Annotated in this window: 18 protein-coding genes and 1 pseudogene; 7 read left to right on the forward strand and 12 right to left on the reverse strand. The window is 42.8% G+C overall.

What is annotated here, in order from left to right; genetic code table 11:
- Positions 1-79 precede the first annotated feature (79 nt).
- Positions 80-1,504 (forward strand): DUF2867 domain-containing protein, encoded by a 1,425-nt coding sequence (locus tag F0232_RS16025; protein WP_105059324.1) that lies wholly within the window; start codon positions 80-82, stop codon positions 1,502-1,504.
- A gap of 176 nt (positions 1,505-1,680) precedes the next feature.
- Here the strand turns inward: F0232_RS16025 and F0232_RS16030 are convergent, their stop codons facing one another.
- The 3 genes from F0232_RS16030 to rsuA all read right to left on the reverse strand — a co-directional run bounded on the left by F0232_RS16030 (position 1,681) and on the right by rsuA (position 4,407).
- Positions 1,681-2,340, reverse strand: a complete 660-nt coding sequence (locus F0232_RS16030; RefSeq protein WP_008222810.1) for a DUF2913 family protein — start codon at positions 2,338-2,340, stop codon at positions 1,681-1,683.
- Complete coding sequence (locus F0232_RS16035) at positions 2,340-3,557, reverse strand: Bcr/CflA family multidrug efflux MFS transporter (RefSeq protein ID WP_008222808.1); 1,218 nt, start codon at positions 3,555-3,557, stop codon at positions 2,340-2,342. The genes F0232_RS16030 and F0232_RS16035 overlap by 1 nt, the downstream gene beginning before the upstream one ends.
- A 154-nt stretch (positions 3,558-3,711) precedes the next feature.
- Positions 3,712-4,407, reverse strand: a complete 696-nt coding sequence (rsuA, locus tag F0232_RS16040) for a 16S rRNA pseudouridine(516) synthase RsuA (RefSeq protein WP_105059323.1) — start codon at positions 4,405-4,407, stop codon at positions 3,712-3,714.
- Between the two features lie 97 nt (positions 4,408-4,504).
- Here rsuA and F0232_RS16045 point away from each other — a divergent pair, with 97 nt between their 5' ends.
- The 4 genes from F0232_RS16045 to F0232_RS16060 all read left to right on the forward strand — a co-directional run bounded on the left by F0232_RS16045 (position 4,505) and on the right by F0232_RS16060 (position 9,010).
- On the forward strand, positions 4,505-6,247 hold the full coding sequence (locus F0232_RS16045; RefSeq protein WP_004741314.1) for a DEAD/DEAH box helicase: 1,743 nt from the start codon (positions 4,505-4,507) through the stop codon (positions 6,245-6,247).
- Between the two features lie 159 nt (positions 6,248-6,406).
- Positions 6,407-6,805 (forward strand): PepSY domain-containing protein, encoded by a 399-nt coding sequence (locus F0232_RS16050; protein ID WP_008222805.1) that lies wholly within the window; start codon positions 6,407-6,409, stop codon positions 6,803-6,805.
- Positions 6,806-6,866: 61 nt separating this feature from the next.
- Positions 6,867-7,526, forward strand: coding sequence for a response regulator transcription factor (locus F0232_RS16055; RefSeq protein WP_004741316.1), 660 nt, complete (start codon positions 6,867-6,869; stop codon positions 7,524-7,526).
- A gap of 134 nt (positions 7,527-7,660) precedes the next feature.
- Positions 7,661-9,010 (forward strand): ATP-binding protein, encoded by a 1,350-nt coding sequence (locus F0232_RS16060; RefSeq protein WP_061031668.1) that lies wholly within the window; start codon positions 7,661-7,663, stop codon positions 9,008-9,010.
- Positions 9,011-9,113: 103 nt separating this feature from the next.
- Here the strand turns inward: F0232_RS16060 and F0232_RS16065 are convergent, their stop codons facing one another.
- The 3 genes from F0232_RS16065 to F0232_RS16075 all read right to left on the reverse strand — a co-directional run bounded on the left by F0232_RS16065 (position 9,114) and on the right by F0232_RS16075 (position 11,735).
- Entirely contained in the window at positions 9,114-9,494 is a 381-nt protein-coding gene (locus F0232_RS16065) for a VOC family protein (protein WP_061031669.1), read from the reverse strand.
- 190 nt (positions 9,495-9,684) lie between these two features.
- Positions 9,685-10,992 carry an LssY C-terminal domain-containing protein gene (locus F0232_RS16070; RefSeq protein WP_105059322.1) on the reverse strand — a complete coding sequence of 436 codons (1,308 nt, stop codon included), beginning with the start codon at positions 10,990-10,992 and terminating at the stop codon, positions 9,685-9,687.
- Between the two features lie 14 nt (positions 10,993-11,006).
- Complete coding sequence (locus F0232_RS16075) at positions 11,007-11,735, reverse strand: glycosyltransferase (RefSeq protein ID WP_105059321.1); 729 nt, start codon at positions 11,733-11,735, stop codon at positions 11,007-11,009.
- A 369-nt stretch (positions 11,736-12,104) separates the two neighbouring features.
- Here F0232_RS16075 and rplY point away from each other — a divergent pair, with 369 nt between their 5' ends.
- Positions 12,105-12,383 carry a 50S ribosomal protein L25 gene (gene rplY / locus F0232_RS16080; protein WP_008222501.1) on the forward strand — a complete coding sequence of 93 codons (279 nt, stop codon included), beginning with the start codon at positions 12,105-12,107 and terminating at the stop codon, positions 12,381-12,383.
- A 1,183-nt stretch (positions 12,384-13,566) separates the two neighbouring features.
- Here the strand turns inward: rplY and F0232_RS16085 are convergent.
- The 6 genes from F0232_RS16085 to F0232_RS16115 form a co-directional block, all read right to left on the reverse strand.
- Positions 13,567-13,893 (reverse strand): hypothetical protein, encoded by a 327-nt coding sequence (locus tag F0232_RS16085; protein WP_171750867.1) that lies wholly within the window; start codon positions 13,891-13,893, stop codon positions 13,567-13,569.
- 874 nt (positions 13,894-14,767) lie between these two features.
- The gene (locus F0232_RS16090; protein ID WP_171750868.1) at positions 14,768-15,409 is read right to left on the reverse strand and encodes a DUF6037 family protein; all 642 of its coding nucleotides are present in this window, start codon (positions 15,407-15,409) and stop codon (positions 14,768-14,770) included.
- A 277-nt stretch (positions 15,410-15,686) separates the two neighbouring features.
- On the reverse strand, positions 15,687-16,214 hold the full coding sequence (locus F0232_RS16095; RefSeq protein ID WP_171750869.1) for a hypothetical protein: 528 nt from the start codon (positions 16,212-16,214) through the stop codon (positions 15,687-15,689).
- A gap of 141 nt (positions 16,215-16,355) precedes the next feature.
- Positions 16,356-16,889: a transcriptional regulator gene (locus F0232_RS16100; RefSeq protein ID WP_171750870.1), complete on the reverse strand. Its 534-nt coding sequence runs from the start codon at positions 16,887-16,889 to the stop codon at positions 16,356-16,358.
- 119 nt (positions 16,890-17,008) lie between these two features.
- Positions 17,009-17,734, reverse strand: a complete 726-nt coding sequence (locus F0232_RS16105) for a hypothetical protein (protein ID WP_171750871.1) — start codon at positions 17,732-17,734, stop codon at positions 17,009-17,011.
- A 143-nt stretch (positions 17,735-17,877) separates the two neighbouring features.
- Positions 17,878-18,783, reverse strand: coding sequence for a hypothetical protein (locus F0232_RS16115; RefSeq protein ID WP_171750872.1), 906 nt, complete (start codon positions 18,781-18,783; stop codon positions 17,878-17,880).
- A gap of 347 nt (positions 18,784-19,130) precedes the next feature.
- Between F0232_RS16115 and F0232_RS16125 the strand changes: the two are divergent.
- Positions 19,131-19,539, forward strand: a pseudogene (locus F0232_RS16125) (transposase); the annotation flags it as partial.

The raw sequence follows: 19,539 nt of genomic DNA on the forward strand, positions 1-19,539 counted from the left end.
CTATAGCTCGATTGGTTTTGCAGAAAAGTTCGCGTAGTATGAGTAAAGGACGGTTTGATACGCAATACATGGAGTAACGATGAAGAAAGTACTGGTTTTAGGCGCTTCTGGATATGTTGGTTCACAGCTACTTCCTCAACTGCTAGAGCAAGGTTATCAAGTAACCGCAGCAGCAAGGCACATCGACTACTTAAAAGCGAGAACTGAGCCTCATGAGAATTTGTCACTCGAATATCTCGATCTGGCAGACCAAGCGGCAACACAAGCTTTGGTTCCCGACTTTGATCTTATTTTCTTCCTTGTCCACGGGATGGCTGAAGGCCACGACTTCATTGATTACGAGTTAAACCTTGCTCGCAACTTTGTCTCTGCACTTGGTCCTAAAAACCAGCACGTTATCTACCTGAGCTCACTTCAGCCTCAAACCGGCGATTCTGAGCACCTTAAAGCGAGAAAGAAAACCGGTGAGCTCCTTCGAAAAGGATCGGTTCCCGTTACTGAGCTTCGAGCTGGCGTCATCATTGGCCCTGGTTCAGCTGCCTTTGAGATAATGCGAGACTTCGTTTACAACCTACCAATCATGATTGCGCCGAAATGGGTCGACTCAAAAGCTAACCCTATCGCATTGAAAAACCTCAATCACTACTTGTTAAAGCTCGCACAAGATACCCCAAGCGACAATCAGACCTTTGAGGTTGGTGGTCCAGATATCGTCTCTTATCGCAATCAATTCGCGCATATCGCCAAAACTGCCGATCGTCCACTTAGGTTGTGGGCGACTTCCCTACTCACGCCTAAAATCGCCTCTTATTGGCTTGGCGTGGTGACCTCTGTCCCTTCTAACATAGGGAGAGCATTACTCGCGGGTTTAAAGCATGACTTCATAGCTAACTCGACTACCATCCAAGAAAAATATCCGCAAAAACTCGTGTCGTTCGAGAGCATGGTTGAACAAGCGATTCATGCTGAGGGTAACTTCGTAAAAAGTAATGTGTGGGGCTTTGATAAAACCGCCTTTAAACGCTGGCAAGCGGGATACGGTTACTACCCGAAGAAGACAGGTGCAAGTATCACGTCGACTGCCTCACTAGAATCGCTTTGGCACGTAGCTCAACAGATTGGAAGCCCTAAACAGGGTTACTTCTTCGCTAACGCTTTATGGCGCACAAGAGAGTGGTTAGATCTCCTCTTTGGTGGCGGAGTACCCGTGCGACAAATGCCAGAAGGGCCAAAACTAAAAGTAGGCGACAAAATTGACTCATGGAAAGTAATTCGCTGTGAAGAGAACCAATTCCTATCGCTGCTATTTGGGATGAAAGGTCCGGGCTTAGGGCGATTGGAAATCACGGTTTCTGATAACGGAGACACACGCGAATTAAACATTACCGCTTGGTGGCATCCTAAAGGCTTTCTGGGGCTACTATATTGGTTCGCAATGATGCCAGCTCACCTGTTTATCTTTAAAGGCATGGTGAAAGAGATAGAGAAACAAGCGAGAGGATAGATGAGAGATACGAGTAACGAGATGCGAAAAGATTAAAAGCAGATACGGGATTCGAGTAACGAGATTCGAAAAGATTAGAAGCAGATGTGGGATTCTAGTGGCGACTGGCGCTATGAGAAGCAAACAAAAAGAGCGGATAATTCCGCTCTTCGTATCTCGAATCTCGTATCCATCCATTAACCAACAAAGCTAATTGGGATCTCAGCCAATTGGTTGCCTTGGTTAGCTGGGTACACGATGTATTCACCGTGATACTTCACGGCAGACTTGTAGTCAGTCACTTTATGAAGCATGAAGCCTGCTTCCATCGCCGCTTGGATAAACTCAGCGTGGTTACCACGAACAAACCAGTTCATCGGCTTAACCATCAACTCACCGTCGAAAGAGTCATCACACTGCTTACCACATAGCGCGAATGAGTGCTCACCATCGGTAAAGAACTGAATTTTGCCACCCGTGGTTAGCTCATCTTCGCTCGATACACTCCAGCCCATCTCATACATTTTGTCCATAAAGGCTTCAACGTCACTGTCTTTGAGTGCTTTAGGCTCTTCGCCTTCAGGGAAGAACTGAGCGTAAAACGCTGAGATTCGCTTAAACGTAAAGGTTAAATCAGAGTTGTTGCCCTTTGAACGCCCCTGCTTTTGCCAGCGAACCAAATCAGGCACAACAACACGATCATACGCTTGTGCTTTGATTGCTTTAGTTACCCAGCGAACAAGGTATAGGTTGTTTGCGATAGGTGCGTCAATCGCTTTGCCTGACTTGTGTAGCGCGTAAAGCTCACCAAGTGCGGTGTTCACAAGCTTCTGAATTTCAATATAGTATTTTGACATTATGCCTTCTTTCCTAATGTCCAATATAGTAATGCTGACAGTATTGCACATGCTGCCATCACCATAGCCATTGGTCCCGCAGTATCACTTGGTAGCATTGCGACAATTGCCCCAACCACAGAACCAGTACCAAATCTTAATGTGCCCGCGAGTGATGATGCCGTACCAGCCATATTCGGGTACCCACTGAGTAGCAGCGCCATTGAGTTACTACCAATGGTAGACAGTGTGCCGATAAACAGCATCACGAATGGCACAATGCCCCACAGGCCGATATCTAATGACCAGCCGACCAACAAACCTAAACCAGCGAACAGCTGAATGGTTAAACCCACTCGAAGCATCGCGTGAGAGCCGACTTTCTTCACAATTCGGCCATTAATGCTCGTCATCAAGATCATTGCAACGATGTTCAAGCCAAACAGGTAACCAAATAGGTCTGGGCGAACGCCATAGATGTCGATGTAAACAAACGAACCAGCGGTTAAGAATGCGAACATTCCCGAAAATGAAAATGCACCTGAAAAAATCAGTCCCATTGCCGTTGGGTTCTTACATAAACGAGCGTAGTTACGAATCGTCGTTTTGAAACGCAAAGGCTGTCGATTTTCTACCGGTAACGTCTCAGGGATCTTCATCGATACAGCTAAGATTACGATCACAGCAAAGATAGCCAGTACCCAGAAGATTGAGCGCCAACCAAACCACAATGCCAAGTAACCACCGATCATTGGTGCGATAAGTGGTGCAACCGTCATAACCAAGGTTACGAAAGACATGGTTCTCGCAAAATCTTCACGATCAAACATGTCACGAACAACCGCTTGGATGATTACAGCTGCCGCTGCGCCTGCAAAACCTTGTGCAGTACGAACGTAAGTCAGTGCTTCAATGCCATGAGTTGTCGCACTCACCACAGAAGCAATCGCAAACAAGAACACACCAATCAATAGTACTGGCTTACGTCCATAGCTATCAGCTAATGGGCCATGCAGCAGCTGACCCAACGCAAAACCTGCGGTATAAGCGGTTAGCGTTATCTGTACTTCGCCCGCCGTTACACCAAGATCTTTGGCAATGGTCGGCATTGCAGGCAAGTACATATCGATAGCAAGTGGCGTTAGTGCACCAATTGCACCGAGAATCAAAAACAGCACTAAGCCTAATTGTGGGGTTTCTGGTTGAGAGCTTGGACTCTGTGGGGTAGATGTCTGCATGGTTCTCCGAATGTTTAACTGATAAAACTAGGACCAGCGTGAACACGCAAGTCAAAAGATTGGCTGAGACTTTCCTAGTACCAGTCAACATCATCAGCCGACGCTATCCTTGGTCGGCTTTGCAACGAGAGCGCTATAAATTAATAGCTAAGGGTTACTTCCAGATAGAGTCGACTTCTTCTTGTGTCAGGTAACGGTACTCACCTAACTCTAAAGATTCGTCCATCTCGATTTCACCAATACGTTCACGATGTAGCGCTTCTACCTTGTTACCAAGTGCTGCAAACATGCGTTTTACTTGGTGGTATTTTCCTTCGTGAATTGTTAGTAGCACTTCGCGTTCTGCACGTACTTCAAGGTGTGCAGGAAGTGTTAGGCCATCTTCGCTTTTCAGCTGGATGCCTTCTTTGAATTTTTCAACGTAGTCTGGTTCTACTGGATCAACCAACCACACGCGGTACATTTTTTCGCACTTGTGTTTTGGTGCCGTAATACGGTGAGACCATTTACCGTCATCCGTAATCAGAACAAGACCTGTAGTATCAACATCTAGACGCCCTGCAAAGTGCAGCTTGTCCATTTTGATTTCATCAAGCAATTCAAATACGGTGCGATTTGAGCCATCTTCATGCGAACAAACAAACCCTTCTGGCTTGTACAACATGATGTAACGTGGGCCATGAACATTCAGTTCATTACCTTGCCACTCCACTACACACTGCTCAGTTACTTTAACTGAACCGCTTTTTTGCATGACATCATTCACTGTCACAGTCTTTGTTTTTAATAAGTGTGTTGCTTCTTTTCGAGTAATGCCTAGTGCATCGCACAGAAATTTATCTAAACGCATGAATACCTCAACTAATCTAAGTCGGGTATTATAGTCACCTTTGCTCAATTAGTTGAGCTATTTCACACTATTTGTTCTCCATTTTACAAGACGCGATATGTATACACTCCGCCCATACCAAGCAGACTCAGTAAAATCAGTCATTCACTACTTCAGAAAACACCAAACACCGGCTGTTCTCGTGCTACCAACAGGGGCTGGGAAAAGTTTGGTCATCGCTGAGCTGGCAAGGCTTGCCAAGGGGCGTGTATTGGTACTTGCTCACGTCAAAGAGTTGGTTGAGCAAAACCATGAAAAGTATGAAGGTTATGGGTTAAAAGGCTCTATTTTCTCGGCTGGTTTAGGCCGTAAAGAGACCGACCAACAAGTGGTATTCGCATCGGTACAATCTGTGGTTCGCAACCTCGATTCATTCTCTAACCAATTTTCACTTTTGGTTATCGATGAATGCCACCGAGTACCCGATGAAAAGAACAGTAGCTATCAGAAAGTGATCACTCACTTGCGTGAAAATAATTCTGGTATCAAGGTACTTGGCTTAACGGCAACCCCTTATCGCTTAGGCATGGGTTGGATTTACCAATACCACACTCGTGGGCAAGTGCGCTCGGAAGAACCAAGATTCTTCAGAGATTGTATTTTCGAGTTACCGATTCGCTACCTGCTCGACGAAGGCTTCTTAACACCAGCTCGCATGATAGATGCGCCAGTATTGAGTTATGACTTCTCACAATTAAAGCCCGCGAGCACGGGTCGATACAAAGAAGCCGAACTTGATATGGTGATCGAACAATCAAAACGAGCGACACCACAGATTGTCGATCAGATCATTCACCTCGCCCAAGACAAACTGGGCATCATGGTGTTTGCAGCCACCGTTCGACACGCTCAAGAGATCCTAGGCTTACTCCCCGAAGGTGAAGCCGCAATTGTCATTGGTGACACGCCAACACTCGAGCGTGACCAAATCATCAACGATTTCAAAGAACGAAAAATCAAATTCTTGGTCAACGTGTCGGTTTTAACCACCGGCTTTGACGCCCCTCATGTGGATTTAATTGCAATTCTTCGCCCAACAGAATCCATCAGTTTGTATCAACAAATCGTTGGCCGTGGCTTACGTTTGTCTCCAGGCAAAAAAGAGTGTTTGGTGCTCGATTACGCAGGTAACAGCTATGATCTCTACCAACCAGAAGTGGGCGATCCTAAGCCTGATTCTGACAGTGAAATCATCACCATCCCCTGCCCAGCTTGCGGCTTCAATAACAACTTCTGGGGCAAGCTAGACAGCAACGGCTTCTTGCTTGAACACTTTGGCCGTAAATGCCAAGGCTACTTTACCGATGAAGACACAGGTGAACGTGAGCATTGTAACTATCGCTTCCGCGCCAAATACTGCGGAGAATGTGGCGCCGATAACGACATCGCGGCCCGTATTTGTCATGAGTGTGACGCTACCTTGGTAGACCCAGACAAAAAGCTCAAAGAGGCACTCAACCTAAAAGATGCTTTGGTGTTTGAGTGTTTAGAGATGGACCTTAATGTACTTAAGGACGACAAAGGCAAATCGCAACTTAAAGTCACCTACCGAGGTGAAAACCAAGCGCAAGTCCATGAGTTTTGGTCACTGACCACCAAGAAGCAAAAACAGAACTTTAAAGATCAGTTTGTTCGCCCTCACCTTGCAGATAGACACAGGCCTTTTGAGGAAGCGTCGCCATCGAAAGTGGTTGCTCACCAACATAGATTTCGCCCACCACAATTCGTTATTGCGCGTAAAGTTGGACGCTTTTGGAAAATGAGAGACAAGATATTCGAAGACGAACTTCAACAACGTTAATTATTACTACCTTAACACTTGGCGGTTAGTCTCCGTGATGTGTTGGCGCTCTTCATCGTCAAATTTTTAGGTATCAATTTCTCATTATTAATCAGGTTCACTTTCTGTTCAGAATTACTTTTTTATACTGAACGCTATCAACCTTCTCTAGGATTCGCTATGTTTAGTAAAGCTATGATTTCTTTGTTTTCTATAAGCTTAGGCTTATTTGTTTCTGCTGGCGCATGGGCTGACTCACATCATAATGGTCACGACCTAGTACAAGACGTTCACAAAGCAGGAACCCGCATTGAATTTGAAGAAGACCAAGACGAAGTCTATGAAGCGGTTCGAGAAGGCTATATTCGCCCTTTCTCTGAAATGTATGCCGCGGTAGAAAACGATCTTCATGGCCGAATCATTAAAGTCGAACTTGAAGAAGACGATGATATTTGGGTGTATGAGTTAAAAATTAACTACCAAAACAACATCATCAAAGTTGAATACAACGCCGAGACGCTGGACATGCTAAAAATTGAAGGCCGCAACTTTAAAAACGCAATTAAACACGGCGACTAATTAAGCGCGACGAATAGTTAAGTACGACGAACAGTCATTACAAAAATTAAGAAGAACAATTATGAAAATTTTAGTCGTTGAAGACGAACCTCGTTTGGGCCAACAAATTATTGAAACACTTGAGGGAGCCGACTGGGTTCCAGAGCTTTCTCAAGATGGTATCGACGCTCTTTATCGCGCGACATCAGAAGAGTGGGACGCGATTGTTCTCGACTTAGGTCTACCTAAGCTTGATGGCCTAACCGTTTTAAAAGGCATCCGAGACGAAAACATCAACACGCCAGTGATTATCTTGAGTGCTCGTGACACCCTAACCCAACGTGTTGAAGGCTTAAACGCAGGCGCTGACGATTACCTCACTAAGCCATTCGAAATGGTCGAGCTTATTGCCCGTATTCGTGCGCAACTTCGCCGTGCGTCAGGCAGCGCAGCACCGGTTCTTCAAATTGGTGATTTAAGCTTAGACACTCGCAGTTCAAAAGTGTTGTGGCAAGGCCAAGCAGTCAGCCTAACGGCACTAGAATATAAGGTTGTCGCGTATTTCATGCACAACCAAAACAAGGTTATTTCGCGCACCGAGTTGGTTGAGCACATCTACAAACAAGACTTCGACCGCGACTCGAACACGGTCGAGGTCTTTATTGGTCGTATTCGTAAGAAAATCGCACCTAAGATCATCAAAACCGTGCGTGGCCTTGGCTACCAACTGAATGCTGAATAAGTCTCTATTTAGTTAGATGCACAAACGTCAATTAAGCTAAGAGAAATCAAGCACACTCACCCACTAAGTGGACAGCCTGTACTGATCATCGAAATACAAGTCGATAACGATGAGCAAAGGCAGGCTGGAAATGCATGAACCTAAAGAAAAGAACACTTAAAAACATCAGTCTAAAAAGCCGCTTGCTTCTCGCTGCGGCTTTTTGGCTAGGTGCGATGATATTAGCGGCTGGCGTTGGTATACCAAAACTGGTGAACGATTACCTTGTCGACGACATGAAGCAGCAACTTGCCCTAACCATGGACGAGCTCACCGCGAACATTGAAACCAATGACAATGGTAACCTAATCATGGCGGAGCGCCTGTCTGACCCAAGGTTTAACCAACCATATAGCGGTATCTATTGGCGTGCCTCGACCCAAGATCAAATCATTCGTTCTCGCTCTTTATGGGACAAAGACCTCACCATCAAGCGTTCTCCTATTCACACTTCCGTTAAAGGGCCTGAAAAAGAGAAACTGATTTATATCGAGCAAGATATCTACCTTCCTTCACTCAGCGACCCTATCACCATCACAATCGGTATTGATGAAGATCCTTTAGAGTCGACGCTGGCAGAACTAACAGGCCAAGTATGGTTGATCCTGATGTTGTTGTTTGTCGGCGTTCTGATGTTAATTGGTATTCAAGTGAGCTGGTCTCTATTACCTCTTAGTAAGATGCAGCGTGAGTTGGTAATGCTGAGAAAGGGTGAACAGCAAGGGCTAAGCGATAACTACCCAAAAGAAGTTTCTCCATTGGTATCTGACCTCAATGCCCTACTCTTTCATTACCAAGAGTTACTGGAGCGCGCACGTAACCACGCGGGGAACCTATCTCATGCATTAAAAACGCCGCTGTCGGTGATGAAAAATGAAATAGAGATGCTGCCTGACAACGAGAAGAAACTGTTACAGCAACCCATTCAGCAGATCCAAAGCCAGATAGATTACCACCTTGGTCGTGCTCGTATGGCAGGTGCAATGAACATCCTTTCGGTGAAGTCGTCGCCTTGTGAACGTGTTGAAGCGATCTCGATGGCGTTTGATAAGGTTTATGCCGCCAATGAAGTCACTATGATCAATGAGCTGGACTCTGAACTTGAGGTCGCTGTAGAAAAAACTGACCTAGATGAGATGGTCGGTAACCTACTCGAAAATAGTTATAAGTGGGCGGGCAGTATTATTCGCGTTCACGCTAATGAACTGGCCGATGGCAATGTCGAATTGATTATTGAAGACGACGGACAAGGTATCCCTGAAGAAAAGCTCGAACAGGTGACCAAACGAGGCGTAAGGTTGGATGAAACGACTCCTGGTACCGGTCTAGGCCTGAATATTGTGAATGAAATGGCACACAGTTACCGGGGAAACTTAACGCTAAGCAAAAGCTCAATGGGTGGCTTGAAAGCCTCTCTTGTTCTAAAGGTATCTCAGGCCTCTTAAGACGACTAAATTCGAACAGCTGCTATACCTTTAATAAAAATAAGGAGTTTACGCATCACGCATAAACTCCTTTTTGATCCTGTGCCTTTTTTACTCTGCAAATTTAAGCCATCGAATGTAAACCAATGACATTGCCTTCGGTATCAATAACCACGCTGATGAAGCCATGCTGCCCAATCGCCATTTTAGGTACTTGTAGAACACCACCATTCGCAGCCGCTAAGCTTGCTTCTGTGGCACAGTCCTCACAAGAAAAATACACCATAGTGCTGTTGCCCCCAGCCTTAACATCAGGCATCGAACACAAAGCCCCTGTGGCCCCGTATTTGTCCATATCACTAGGAAACACCCACATTTCAATATCGATGCCCGTTTCATTATCTAACTTCTCTAGCGCCACTTTAAACACGGCTTCGTAAAACGATTTGGCTCTCACCATATCGTCGACATAGATTTCAAACCAACCAACCGGATTCATTTGCATACTTTGTCCTTAGCTTTCGCCCTTGTTCACCCTTAATTAGAATAGACAAGGTTGACACTATTAGAACGATAGAATCACTCAAGATAGGGTCGGTTTTAACAAGCAGAAATAACAAAACCTTGTTTGATTGATATTCAAACAAGGTTCGTATTTATCGGGGGTGAGGTGGAGAGCATCTTAAAGCCTCACTTTATATATCATTCACCGCAACATCTAAGGTTTGTGAATCATCACCGTATGTCGTTGAACCAATAACTAAGATCTTTCCGTCTGTGTAGTAGTCATGTTGATCATTCATTACTTGTGCATTCGCTAGAGGTAAATTGACCAGTTCCATATTCGGGTAAGTCGATTTAATTTGCTGCGCCAACCGATCGCGCTCTTCATCAACATTCGGATCTATTTTATGGAGTACGGTGACAATGCCAGAATACGGTGTCACTTTTAAACCATCATCGTAGCTGATTGCTCCTAACCATTTTGTTTGATTACTGTTTCTGTCTAACCCAGCATTCCACCAGCGAATATGGCTTCTCTTCATCAGGTTTCCAGGCAATTGAAAGGCCATATCTTGTGGCTGGTTTCGCCAATACAAGTCAGATACAGGCGGTGTCTTATCTTTTAGGAGAGTAAGGTAACTCGACCATTCAATATCATTTCGAGAGAACGTTTGATTTTCTATCCAGCCTAACTGGTTCATGAGTTCACGAGGCGATTTTCCGACATAAACAACATTGATCGCTTGCGCATCATAGATTGGAGACAGCCCGGGAAACGCTTTGTAAGTCACTTGTTGTAAGTCGACAGAGTTCATCTGTGCCGATGTTTGTTGATTTTGAAAGTCATCAGCTTTCCAGAAGAAATGGGCATAATTTGCGTAACACAGCCAAGCCACTAAAAACGCGCTGGTTTTTAAGATCAACTTACGCCATTTAAGTTTGTTGCCCACAACAACAAAAATGGTCACTGCAACTAAGCCAATCAGCAAGCTTTGGTGTTCGCTTAGGAAAACCTTAACCGCCCCTAATAAAGGAAACTGTTCGACACCATGTGCCAACAACATACCCCAAGCAATGAATTGACCACCGCCAAGCAATAAGCCTATCGAAGACAACAGCGTAAAACTGTGCCACTTAACGCGATGAGAACCGGCGATAACAGGAACAACCCAAGCAATAGGGCCCAAAAGGCGTGCCGCGACTATGATGAATGTGCCCTTTTTCGCAATGAGATAACGACACCGTGCGATCAGCCTTTTGGTTTTTGGTCGAAATTGAATTAGCTTCTTTTGGGCTGTCCTTCCCCACTTTAAACCAATGAAGTAACTCAGTTGATCCCCAACGAAACCACCTAACATTACAAACACCAACGCCATCCATGCACCTGAATACAGTTGAAAGCCCGCAGCGATAAAAAACGGCTCTCCCGGTACAAATAGGTTTGGGCCAATGAGAGCATCACCCAATGCTCCCAGGAACAGCCCTAGTCCATCAAACATAACAACCTCAATGCTTACTGTTCTTTATAGTGACCAAACTTGTAGTTCATTTCGTTGTTACGCATTTCGCCTTTAAAGAAGCGTCTTATATTGGCTTTAAGGTAAGTTGAACCCGTCTTCACAACACCATCTTGGTCTAATCGACGTGGATCAAAACCGAAGGTCATATTTAGGAATCTAAATCGCCATGTTTTGCTCGCTCGTTTTACGTAATCACAGTCCTCACACAGGACAATCTCTTCATCGAAACCACCGATCTCTTCATGCGCTCGTTTGGTTGAGAAAATACACGCGCCAATCGCGGTCGGGAAAAAGAACTGAGTCGCAAATAAGCCCGCATTAAACAGCCCATAACCGAATTTATGAACCAGTGGCAGCCCTTTTGAACTCATGTATACGCCAGCAACTTCAAGCTTGTTTTCTTCTAACTCATAAAGCGCCTTTGCAAGGAAGTTACGAGGCAGGCTTACGTCGGCATCCAAGAAAAGGATTCTGTTGTATTGCGCCAAAGCAGCACCGGTGTTTCGACCAAGGCTAACACCGCGTTCTTGCATATGGTGGACTGTCAGTTTTGGTAATGCACTTTCATAGGCTTGTGCGACTTCTCGGGTGTTATCTTCACTGTTTGAGTCGACTACGATCACTTCGAACTCTTGATGGGTTTGCACGCTCAACTCTTCCATTAAGCGACTAATACGTTTCTCTTCGTTTAACGTAATAACGACAATACTTACCGGTTCCATCTTTTCACCTATTCATTCTGCTGATTAATTAACACTAAGGTTACCTAACCAAGCATTAACCAAGCCTTAGGCGAACATTCATTTTCCGTTCATTAACTTGATGATTTCGCGACGATATAAACAAGGCAAAAGAACAAGACAGAAGAGCAAAGAAAGCGATAAAATAGGGTTAGCGAGCGTTTTATCTACAAACGAGCCAAATATCGAGGGAAATTCACTTTGTGATAGGCTTCTTACTTGCTCATATTCAAATGTGATGTTAGTATCCGCGCTCGCTTAAGCATGAACTCGTTTCTGCCTAAGCATTACCACATACTCAAGGTCGCATTGAGGTGTGAAGTTAATTTTTACTAATTTGAGAGTAAAACTATGAAATTTGAAGCAGTAGTACGTACTGAACTAGGTAAAGGTGCGAGCCGCCGCCTACGTCACGCTGGTAAATTCCCAGCTGTAATCTACGGTGGTGAAGCAGCAGCTGTATCTATCGAACTTAATCACGACGAAGTGATCAACCAAATGGACAAGCCTGAGTTCTACGAAGCAATCACTCTACTGATTGACGGCGCAGAAGTTAAGGTTAAGCCACAAGACGTTCAACGTCACGCTTACAAGCCAAAAGTTGAGCACATGGACTTCATCCGCATCTAATTCCCTACCAAGGAATAGATTGGATTAATCCAGCCTTCTGCATAGAAAAGATAATCGACCTTACCAATCGAGAAATCTAAAAATTCGAAACCCCGATGCTACCAACATCGGGGTTTCACCGTTTTTGAGCCCTCAAAAACGTCGTAAATCTCGCGCAACACACTGAAAATAATCAACTTTCCTCTTCCCCACTTTATCCCAGTCTTACTTGGGTGGATTAAGGGTGGACGAAAGGTGGACTTATACAGTAGTTTTTCTAACAGTAAGACTAGACCGCTTTTTCACTAGGTTCAACACTCGAATCAAACAAAAAGACAAAACCGACTAGCACCTAGAATGTTACCTATATGGCTTTGTACGCACTTCTAAACGAATAGAGTCATCAAGAATAGGAACAATAGTACTTTGGCATGACTCGCTAGCGCTGAGAGCCGCCTACTTGCATTCATGTATATTGGATTGGGCTTTACCACCACGTAATACACTCCAGGCTAATAAAACAACACTGAAGGGCGATCAAGAAAACACTTCTAGCCTTTCGTCCATTCTTAACACCATCTCCCAGCTTAATCACTACAACCCTCATTTAATGGCATAACACGCCTAAACTAACCATTAGCCAATAAACCTACTCATCCAGTATTAAGACTTTAAAGGCCTATAGGCATTCACTGATCCGCACACTCATTTTTCACAACATAGCACTCGGCTTATCTGTCCAAAAATCATGGATTCGGATTCCGAATAACAGCTCAAACGTCCATGCAAACCTAAAATATTAAAGCATTTGGCCCAAGAATTTGTGATGGTGGGGCTCTGGTCGCATCACAAGCATAAACTCCCGTAACCCCCACCCTCGTGCACTCTAGGTGACACTTTCAGCTCACCTAGAGTGCACGGATTTAAAGGGCTATTGAGAGGTTTTGTTGACAAAGTAATGTTGACACTTTTTGGAAAGAAATCTCAACCCAGATTCTAGTGCTATTTCTTGAAAATCAACGGCGTTTTGAAGGAGAAAAAACGAGTAACTCTCAGGTTTTTCAATACAACTCGTATAATAAAACTCGTATAGATGAGGTTACCGAAGCAGAATTGTGGCGGATATCCGAATTCGCGAATAAAAGGAGTAATATTGAGATGGTTGCAGCTATGAAAAAGAAGCGGCCTGATTAGCTAACTTTCCTTAGGCTCTTCTTTCTAGAATACTCGTAATGTCTTTTTTGAGTTCCTCTGAAAGGCGTTCGAATTGTTCTGGTGCAACCAAACCTTCCTCGCACATTTGCATGAGCTGGATAAATGCACGGTTTCGAGAATGGCCATCAAAAATAAGCTTCATTTGCTTTTGAGATTCTTTGGAGTGCTGGTACATAAAGTTATACCTTTCTCCTACAGGTTCTGCTTCATCAGTAATCGTTTTGATGGCTTCATCTAGTTGACGAGCACAAAACACTTTCGCTGCTTCACTCTTTATCTCGCAAAAGATTTTCCAATCAGACTCTTTGATATTCATACCGACCTCCATAAAGTGTTACTTTTTAGGGTAGGACATTACCGCACATATAGGACGGGAGTGAGGCCTCTAATCGTTGTAAATCGCTCTTAAATACTTGCTAAGGATCACTTGCTGCATAGTAAAGGCCAACCTGAATGTAACCTCCACAAACCTTCCATGGCCGTAGAAAATAGAATGTAGTCAAACGGTTTACTAAAATGAATTTCTGACCACAACACATAGGAAACTCTCCAACGAGAAAGATCAGACAGCGAACTATCTCTAATTGCAAGAGAGCCTGTACCACTACCACCATGGTATTCCTCCAGAATACGCTCTCGCAAACCGCCAAAACCTTTTTTGCCAACTCCTCCGATACCACTGTATACAAGACGAAAACCATCAATTTCTATATCACATAGCAGAGTAAAACCCATGTTTTCTGTAGCTGTATCAGCGAAATTGATAGCTCCCTTCTTTGAACAAGGTTCCGAGTTAAGAGTTTCCTCAACACTATAATTGGTATAGATTCAATACAAGTCATTCTGTCGAGTATCTAGACTGTTTCGATAGCGAAGTTTGCCATTTTCCAACAAGACTTTAGATAGTCTATTGCGCTGTATATCGTTTATTTCACCTATCAGAGAGTCGAACATGTAGAAAAACCTTTTTATGAGCGCCCAAACGCCCAATTAAGGGGTGAACAACACTACCACCACGCTTTTGACTGTAGATCCTTCTCGAAGCGAAAATCGGACAGCAGTTACCTTAAATTCCGTAAGATATTGTTGAGTTTTTTTACCTGATTTATAAGCTGACATAATCACCTCCAATTACAATTGAAGGTGTCCACTAGAGCGGGTCAACTACAGAATCACTCTTAAATGCTTTGTTATATTTTTCTACTAGCGGTTAATTTATGGTTAGAACTAAAGTTACTGATTATTTCTGAGTCAGACTTTTTCTTGCTCTCTTCTAACGAGTAATTAAAGCTTACTTGAGGTTCACCTGATAGTTTCGAGTATAAAATTGGTCTTAATATTCGCGTTTTATTGTCATTATATGGACTTCTATTCCCATCGTTCGGATTTCTCTTAGCTGAAAAACAGTATACTTTTCTTGGATCCTCACTATCACTCTTTGACAACGATTCAACCATAGCAACATCAATTTCTTTAGTTCTGTGCAAACCAACAGATAAAGGTATAAAGCCAGAGAGGTATTCATAAAATTGACTTAAAATATCACGCAAATTTTCTGACCACTCAATACCGAAATACGTTCGTAGTTCTTGAGGCGTAATCAAAAGCCTCATGGTATTCGCTGGAGCAACCAAGTTATCTGAAATGTCATTTTTTTTCAAAAACTCTAGCTCCAAAAGTGCATATTCTGGTCTTTTAGGATCATTTTCATCATACAACTTAACTAGTACAATATAGTGTACCGCTTTAAATGTGAACGGAAACGCATCGATCACCCAACCGTTACTTTCCATGTCTTTTTTGAGTACTCTAAGGTTTTCCAACACGTTCATACCATTACCACCTAATTATACAATCGCTGTACTCATTACAATCTAAACGCCCTTAACTGTACAGCGTATAAAGTGGGAAAGAGTTCACACTTTAAAACAGGGATAAGATATTTCTGAGTTGTGATTTCGTACAAAAATATAACGCCGCGTTAAGTGCTGAGCAACGCAGACCACTTTACCTAGATCATTGTGCCGTAAACACTGGAGCTGAATCAAACCCAAAATGCCAAGGGGTGGGAATCACTCTTACGCACTTTGCTAGGCATATTTTGCGTGATTAGATAAAGCCAATCCCATCTTTGGTTTTAGTAAATCTTATTTCAAGCATCTCTGTTACTTTTTCAGCATCATAGATATTTGGTTTTGAGTACAACCAACCATATACTCGTATATATACGTCATCCGCTTCAGCATTTTCGATAGCATACCGCATAGATGCAAGATGTTGGTTTAGCTTGCCACAAACTAATTTTTTAGTTTCCAATGGTATTAATTTTTCATGGACTTCATTCAATTTTTCATCATTTAGCGCGTGTTTACCAACCGACATTTCGATATACCATTTGAAACTGATTATTTCTGTTTCTCGTTCAGAAGTCTTATTTTCAACATAAAAATTAGCTTCATAGTTTTCAATATTCATCGTGAACCTTAGCTCTGGATAATGCAGGTTCAACTCATTTTTTTGCTGATTTTTCATTACTAACTCATTTGCTTTTTTTGCTTCAACTCTCGCTCTATATGAGTTGTATAAAGCCAAGACTGCTAATAATGTAGTAAGCCAATACTGCCAGTTTTCCTGCATATTACCTCCTATGTGCATAACGCTGCGTAAAGTGGTGAGCAACGCAGACCACCAAACCAAAACCATTGTGTCATAAATACTAAACTGGCTTGAAGTGAAAGCGCCAAACGTTGTGAAGCACTCTTAAATTTATTGTTAGACTTATACCCAACGTATGTTCATGAACCTATTTAATTCATCGACGCCCTCTATATACGCATAGATAGGGATTTCTCTGAGCCCAATAGCTTTTGCAACAGCATAGCGATGATGCCCGCCTTGGAAAATGACTTCATTATTTTCAACAGGCTTTATGACTGGTGGCGTGATTGGTTTACCCTCAGATAAATATATAATCATTTTTGCCAATTTAGATTGACTGCCAATTTTCCAAAGTTCATCTCCATCTCTACGACTAAAATGGCACAAATATCTATCGAACTCTCTTAGAGGTATATGCCCTAAAACTAGTCCATTTGGGTAAAATTCATCAAATTCAGACTTACTTAAACCGTCAAAGCAATATCGCTGAGATTCAGGGCGATAATCCCAATTAATTGTTATTGTTGGCCATTCGTTCGGTTGTTTGCCGTAGAGTTTTTCCGATTTGGTATGCAATTCTTCATGTTCCGCCATCGAGCGCATGTAATCTTCTGCGCTCTCATACCCGAAGACTTGAGCTAATTCATCGTCCATTATTGAGACATTTCCTCTGATAAGCCTAACGCCGCATTAAGGTGTGAGTGGCGCTTGGCTATACTTGAGTGAAGCGAAAGTGCCAAGCATTACGAATCATTATTAAATGCTTTGTTAGCTTATGATTCAAATTTGTCTATTTCTAGTAACTTAAGTTTTGTAGAAGGGTTTATATCTTGACCCAACAGTGAGGCACAATTTCCATATCCAATGTTTCGAGCGATACCGTGGACATAAGCATTTGCTCCACTATTAACCTCATTAACATAATACTGCAAAGATGTATTAGAGCGAACGTAGTCAATAGCATGGTCTAAAAATCTATTTTTCCATCTGTTGGTATGGGAAGTCACATCCGCATTATGTTTTTTGGACAACTGAAATGAAGGGGTAATTTTAAAACTAGATTGACCACTAGCCAATATTGATTTTTGCAGCAATAAGGCATTTAGTAACGGGTAGTCATTGATTTTATGATTACCTACTGCACACTTCTCTTGACGTTCATGCCATTCATTTATGTCAAGTCCATATTCATTGTAAGTAGCATAAGATAAAAAATACCCACGTACATTACCATCTAAAGTAACATTTGAAGGAGAAAGTAATCTATTGGTTGCTTGATGGCACACCCCTGTTATACCGTACTTAAGCCCTGTATTATTAGGGGCAATACATTGCGAAACATCAGAGTCACCAACTCCCTCAACAGTTGGTCTACCACCTGTTGAAGCACCAAAACACCCCCACTGATGCCCTTTACTGCTTTCAACGTACGTATGGTCTAAAAAAGTTCCCAAAATACGAGCCGAAACAGGTATCTTATATGCTGTTAATGTATCCATTTTACTCTTCATTAAATTGTGTAAGCTAACGCCCTGTTAAGGGGTGAGCAATGCAATACAAAAGCCGCCGCATACCACCTTAAACACTAAAACCAACGCATAGTGAAAATGCCACGCGTTGCGAATCCCTCTCGAACAGTTTGTTAGCTCTCATTTTCTTTTTGAGCCGCAGTTTTTCTTCTTTTTAGCTCCTCTTGGAGCCACTTATCATTTTCAATAGCAGAAGCTATAAACTTCATTTTTACGTTTGCAGCAAGAATATCATTCTTGGTTTCGAAAAAGTCAGTATCACCTTGAAACTCTAATGTCGGTGCTTGGAAGGAACGTCCCTCAGCAAACATAAATGGAAGCCTCTTTTCTTTATACTCAAAATTGTTGCTTTTATGTCTCAATTCAGGAAGCGAGTTGATTTTCTCCGCTATGTCCTTTGTTGCTGGCAAGCCAAGAGCCCCCCTAAACTGCAAGTTTAAATATTGCTCAATCCCATTTATCACAGGTTTTTTATACCAACCGATAGAATAAAAGATCCGATTTTCATTCCTGATCAACCTCTCTATTTCAGACTCAAGAGCCTTATCTACAAAATCAAAATGTTCAGATGCGACGTCTTCTACTAACAATAGTTCTTTGGCCCTTTTTTCAACTTGATTTGCAGTCTTGTACTGTAGATCCAGTTCTAAATAAACTCCCCAAAACCAATCTAAATGATTTTTAGCTATTTCAATCTGTCCTGTAGTACCGTAACGTTCTAGTTCACCAATATAATCTGAGTGATCTTTTAATGACTTCCGGAGGTTTTCGTGTTTTTCAGATAACTCAGAAGGAGTTAGCCCATAGCCTTCACTGTATAAAGCATAGAGTTCTGAGTATGCATTATTGAGAGCAGCCATCGATGCAGCCCCCTCATCATAGAGTTTTTTATGTAGGTTGAAAGCAAATTTCTCTTTTTCACTCTCAGCCTCAAAGTATCCCTTAGCGATAAATCCTGCAGAGGCAAGAATAGCCCCCACTAGAGCCATTATTAGGTTATTCTTTAAATCCGAGTTCATAACTTTCCTTTGAGAGCTAACGCCCTGTTAAGGTGTGAGCAACGCAATACCAATGCCGCCGCATACAACCTTAAACACTAAAACCAACGCATAGTGAAAATGCCATACGTTGCGAATCACTCTTAAACAGTTTGTATGGATAATAAGCATTCCAATCGGGTAAAGTGAGACCCAGACTTTAGCTGCAACTAAAGTTCTTCTATCTAGTAGTTCGATTGAACAGTGGCTCCTCTATTGAGAGACCGATAACAAGTACGAACGTCAGATAGAACTCCAAGCACCACACTCGAATAGTCTTCTGGGTCTCGAGCCCGCATTTGCAAGCAAGAGTTAGCTTATTATGAATACAAGTCGTCATCGAGGCTACAGGTCGATTAGAAATGCCCTTCATACTCGCCTGTGATTAAGCCAAATTACCTATGTCGTTGCCAATCCACTACGTATTAAAAGGTTTGCTGAAGCCATTGGTCAACGAGCTAAAAACGACCGTTTAGATGCCGAACTCATCGCACATTATGCCGAACGAGTTCAGCCCGAACTTACCAAGCTAAAAAGCGAAAAAATACGCCTTATGAGTGACTTAGTCACGAGGCGGAACCAACTACTCACCATGCAAACCATGGAAAGAAACCAACTACAAATATTACCCAAAAACATCTCATCGACTATTACTCCGATTCTAACCGCTCTAAAAAATCAGCTTGAAAAAGTAGAGGCAAAGATAGAAAAGCTGATTGAGAGCTGCCCTGAATATCA

The sequence above is a fragment of the Vibrio sp. T3Y01 genome (genome assembly GCF_013114525.1).
Lineage (GTDB): Bacteria > Pseudomonadota > Gammaproteobacteria > Enterobacterales > Vibrionaceae > Vibrio > Vibrio chagasii_B.

Excerpts from the sequence above, each read along its gene's own strand:
- F0232_RS16115 (WP_171750872.1), bottom strand. The coding sequence starts at position 18,783 with ATGAACTCGGATTTAAAGAATAACCTAATAATGGCTCTAGTGGGGGCT.
- F0232_RS16045 (WP_004741314.1), top strand. The coding sequence starts at position 4,505 with ATGTATACACTCCGCCCATACCAAGCAGACTCAGTAAAATCAGTCATT.
- F0232_RS16100 (WP_171750870.1), bottom strand. The coding sequence starts at position 16,889 with ATGGACGATGAATTAGCTCAAGTCTTCGGGTATGAGAGCGCAGAAGAT.
- F0232_RS16105 (WP_171750871.1), bottom strand. The coding sequence starts at position 17,734 with ATGGATACATTAACAGCATATAAGATACCTGTTTCGGCTCGTATTTTG.
- rsuA (WP_105059323.1), bottom strand. The coding sequence starts at position 4,407 with ATGCGTTTAGATAAATTTCTGTGCGATGCACTAGGCATTACTCGAAAA.
- F0232_RS16070 (WP_105059322.1), bottom strand. The coding sequence starts at position 10,992 with ATGTTTGATGGACTAGGGCTGTTCCTGGGAGCATTGGGTGATGCTCTC.
- F0232_RS16085 (WP_171750867.1), bottom strand. The coding sequence starts at position 13,893 with ATGAATATCAAAGAGTCTGATTGGAAAATCTTTTGCGAGATAAAGAGT.
- rplY (WP_008222501.1), top strand. The coding sequence starts at position 12,105 with ATGAAATTTGAAGCAGTAGTACGTACTGAACTAGGTAAAGGTGCGAGC.
- F0232_RS16065 (WP_061031669.1), bottom strand. The coding sequence starts at position 9,494 with ATGCAAATGAATCCGGTTGGTTGGTTTGAAATCTATGTCGACGATATG.
- F0232_RS16090 (WP_171750868.1), bottom strand. The coding sequence starts at position 15,409 with ATGAACGTGTTGGAAAACCTTAGAGTACTCAAAAAAGACATGGAAAGT.
- F0232_RS16025 (WP_105059324.1), top strand. The coding sequence starts at position 80 with ATGAAGAAAGTACTGGTTTTAGGCGCTTCTGGATATGTTGGTTCACAG.
- F0232_RS16060 (WP_061031668.1), top strand. The coding sequence starts at position 7,661 with ATGAACCTAAAGAAAAGAACACTTAAAAACATCAGTCTAAAAAGCCGC.
- F0232_RS16050 (WP_008222805.1), top strand. The coding sequence starts at position 6,407 with ATGTTTAGTAAAGCTATGATTTCTTTGTTTTCTATAAGCTTAGGCTTA.
- F0232_RS16075 (WP_105059321.1), bottom strand. The coding sequence starts at position 11,735 with ATGGAACCGGTAAGTATTGTCGTTATTACGTTAAACGAAGAGAAACGT.
- F0232_RS16095 (WP_171750869.1), bottom strand. The coding sequence starts at position 16,214 with ATGCAGGAAAACTGGCAGTATTGGCTTACTACATTATTAGCAGTCTTG.
- F0232_RS16030 (WP_008222810.1), bottom strand. The coding sequence starts at position 2,340 with ATGTCAAAATACTATATTGAAATTCAGAAGCTTGTGAACACCGCACTT.
- F0232_RS16035 (WP_008222808.1), bottom strand. The coding sequence starts at position 3,557 with ATGCAGACATCTACCCCACAGAGTCCAAGCTCTCAACCAGAAACCCCA.
- F0232_RS16055 (WP_004741316.1), top strand. The coding sequence starts at position 6,867 with ATGAAAATTTTAGTCGTTGAAGACGAACCTCGTTTGGGCCAACAAATT.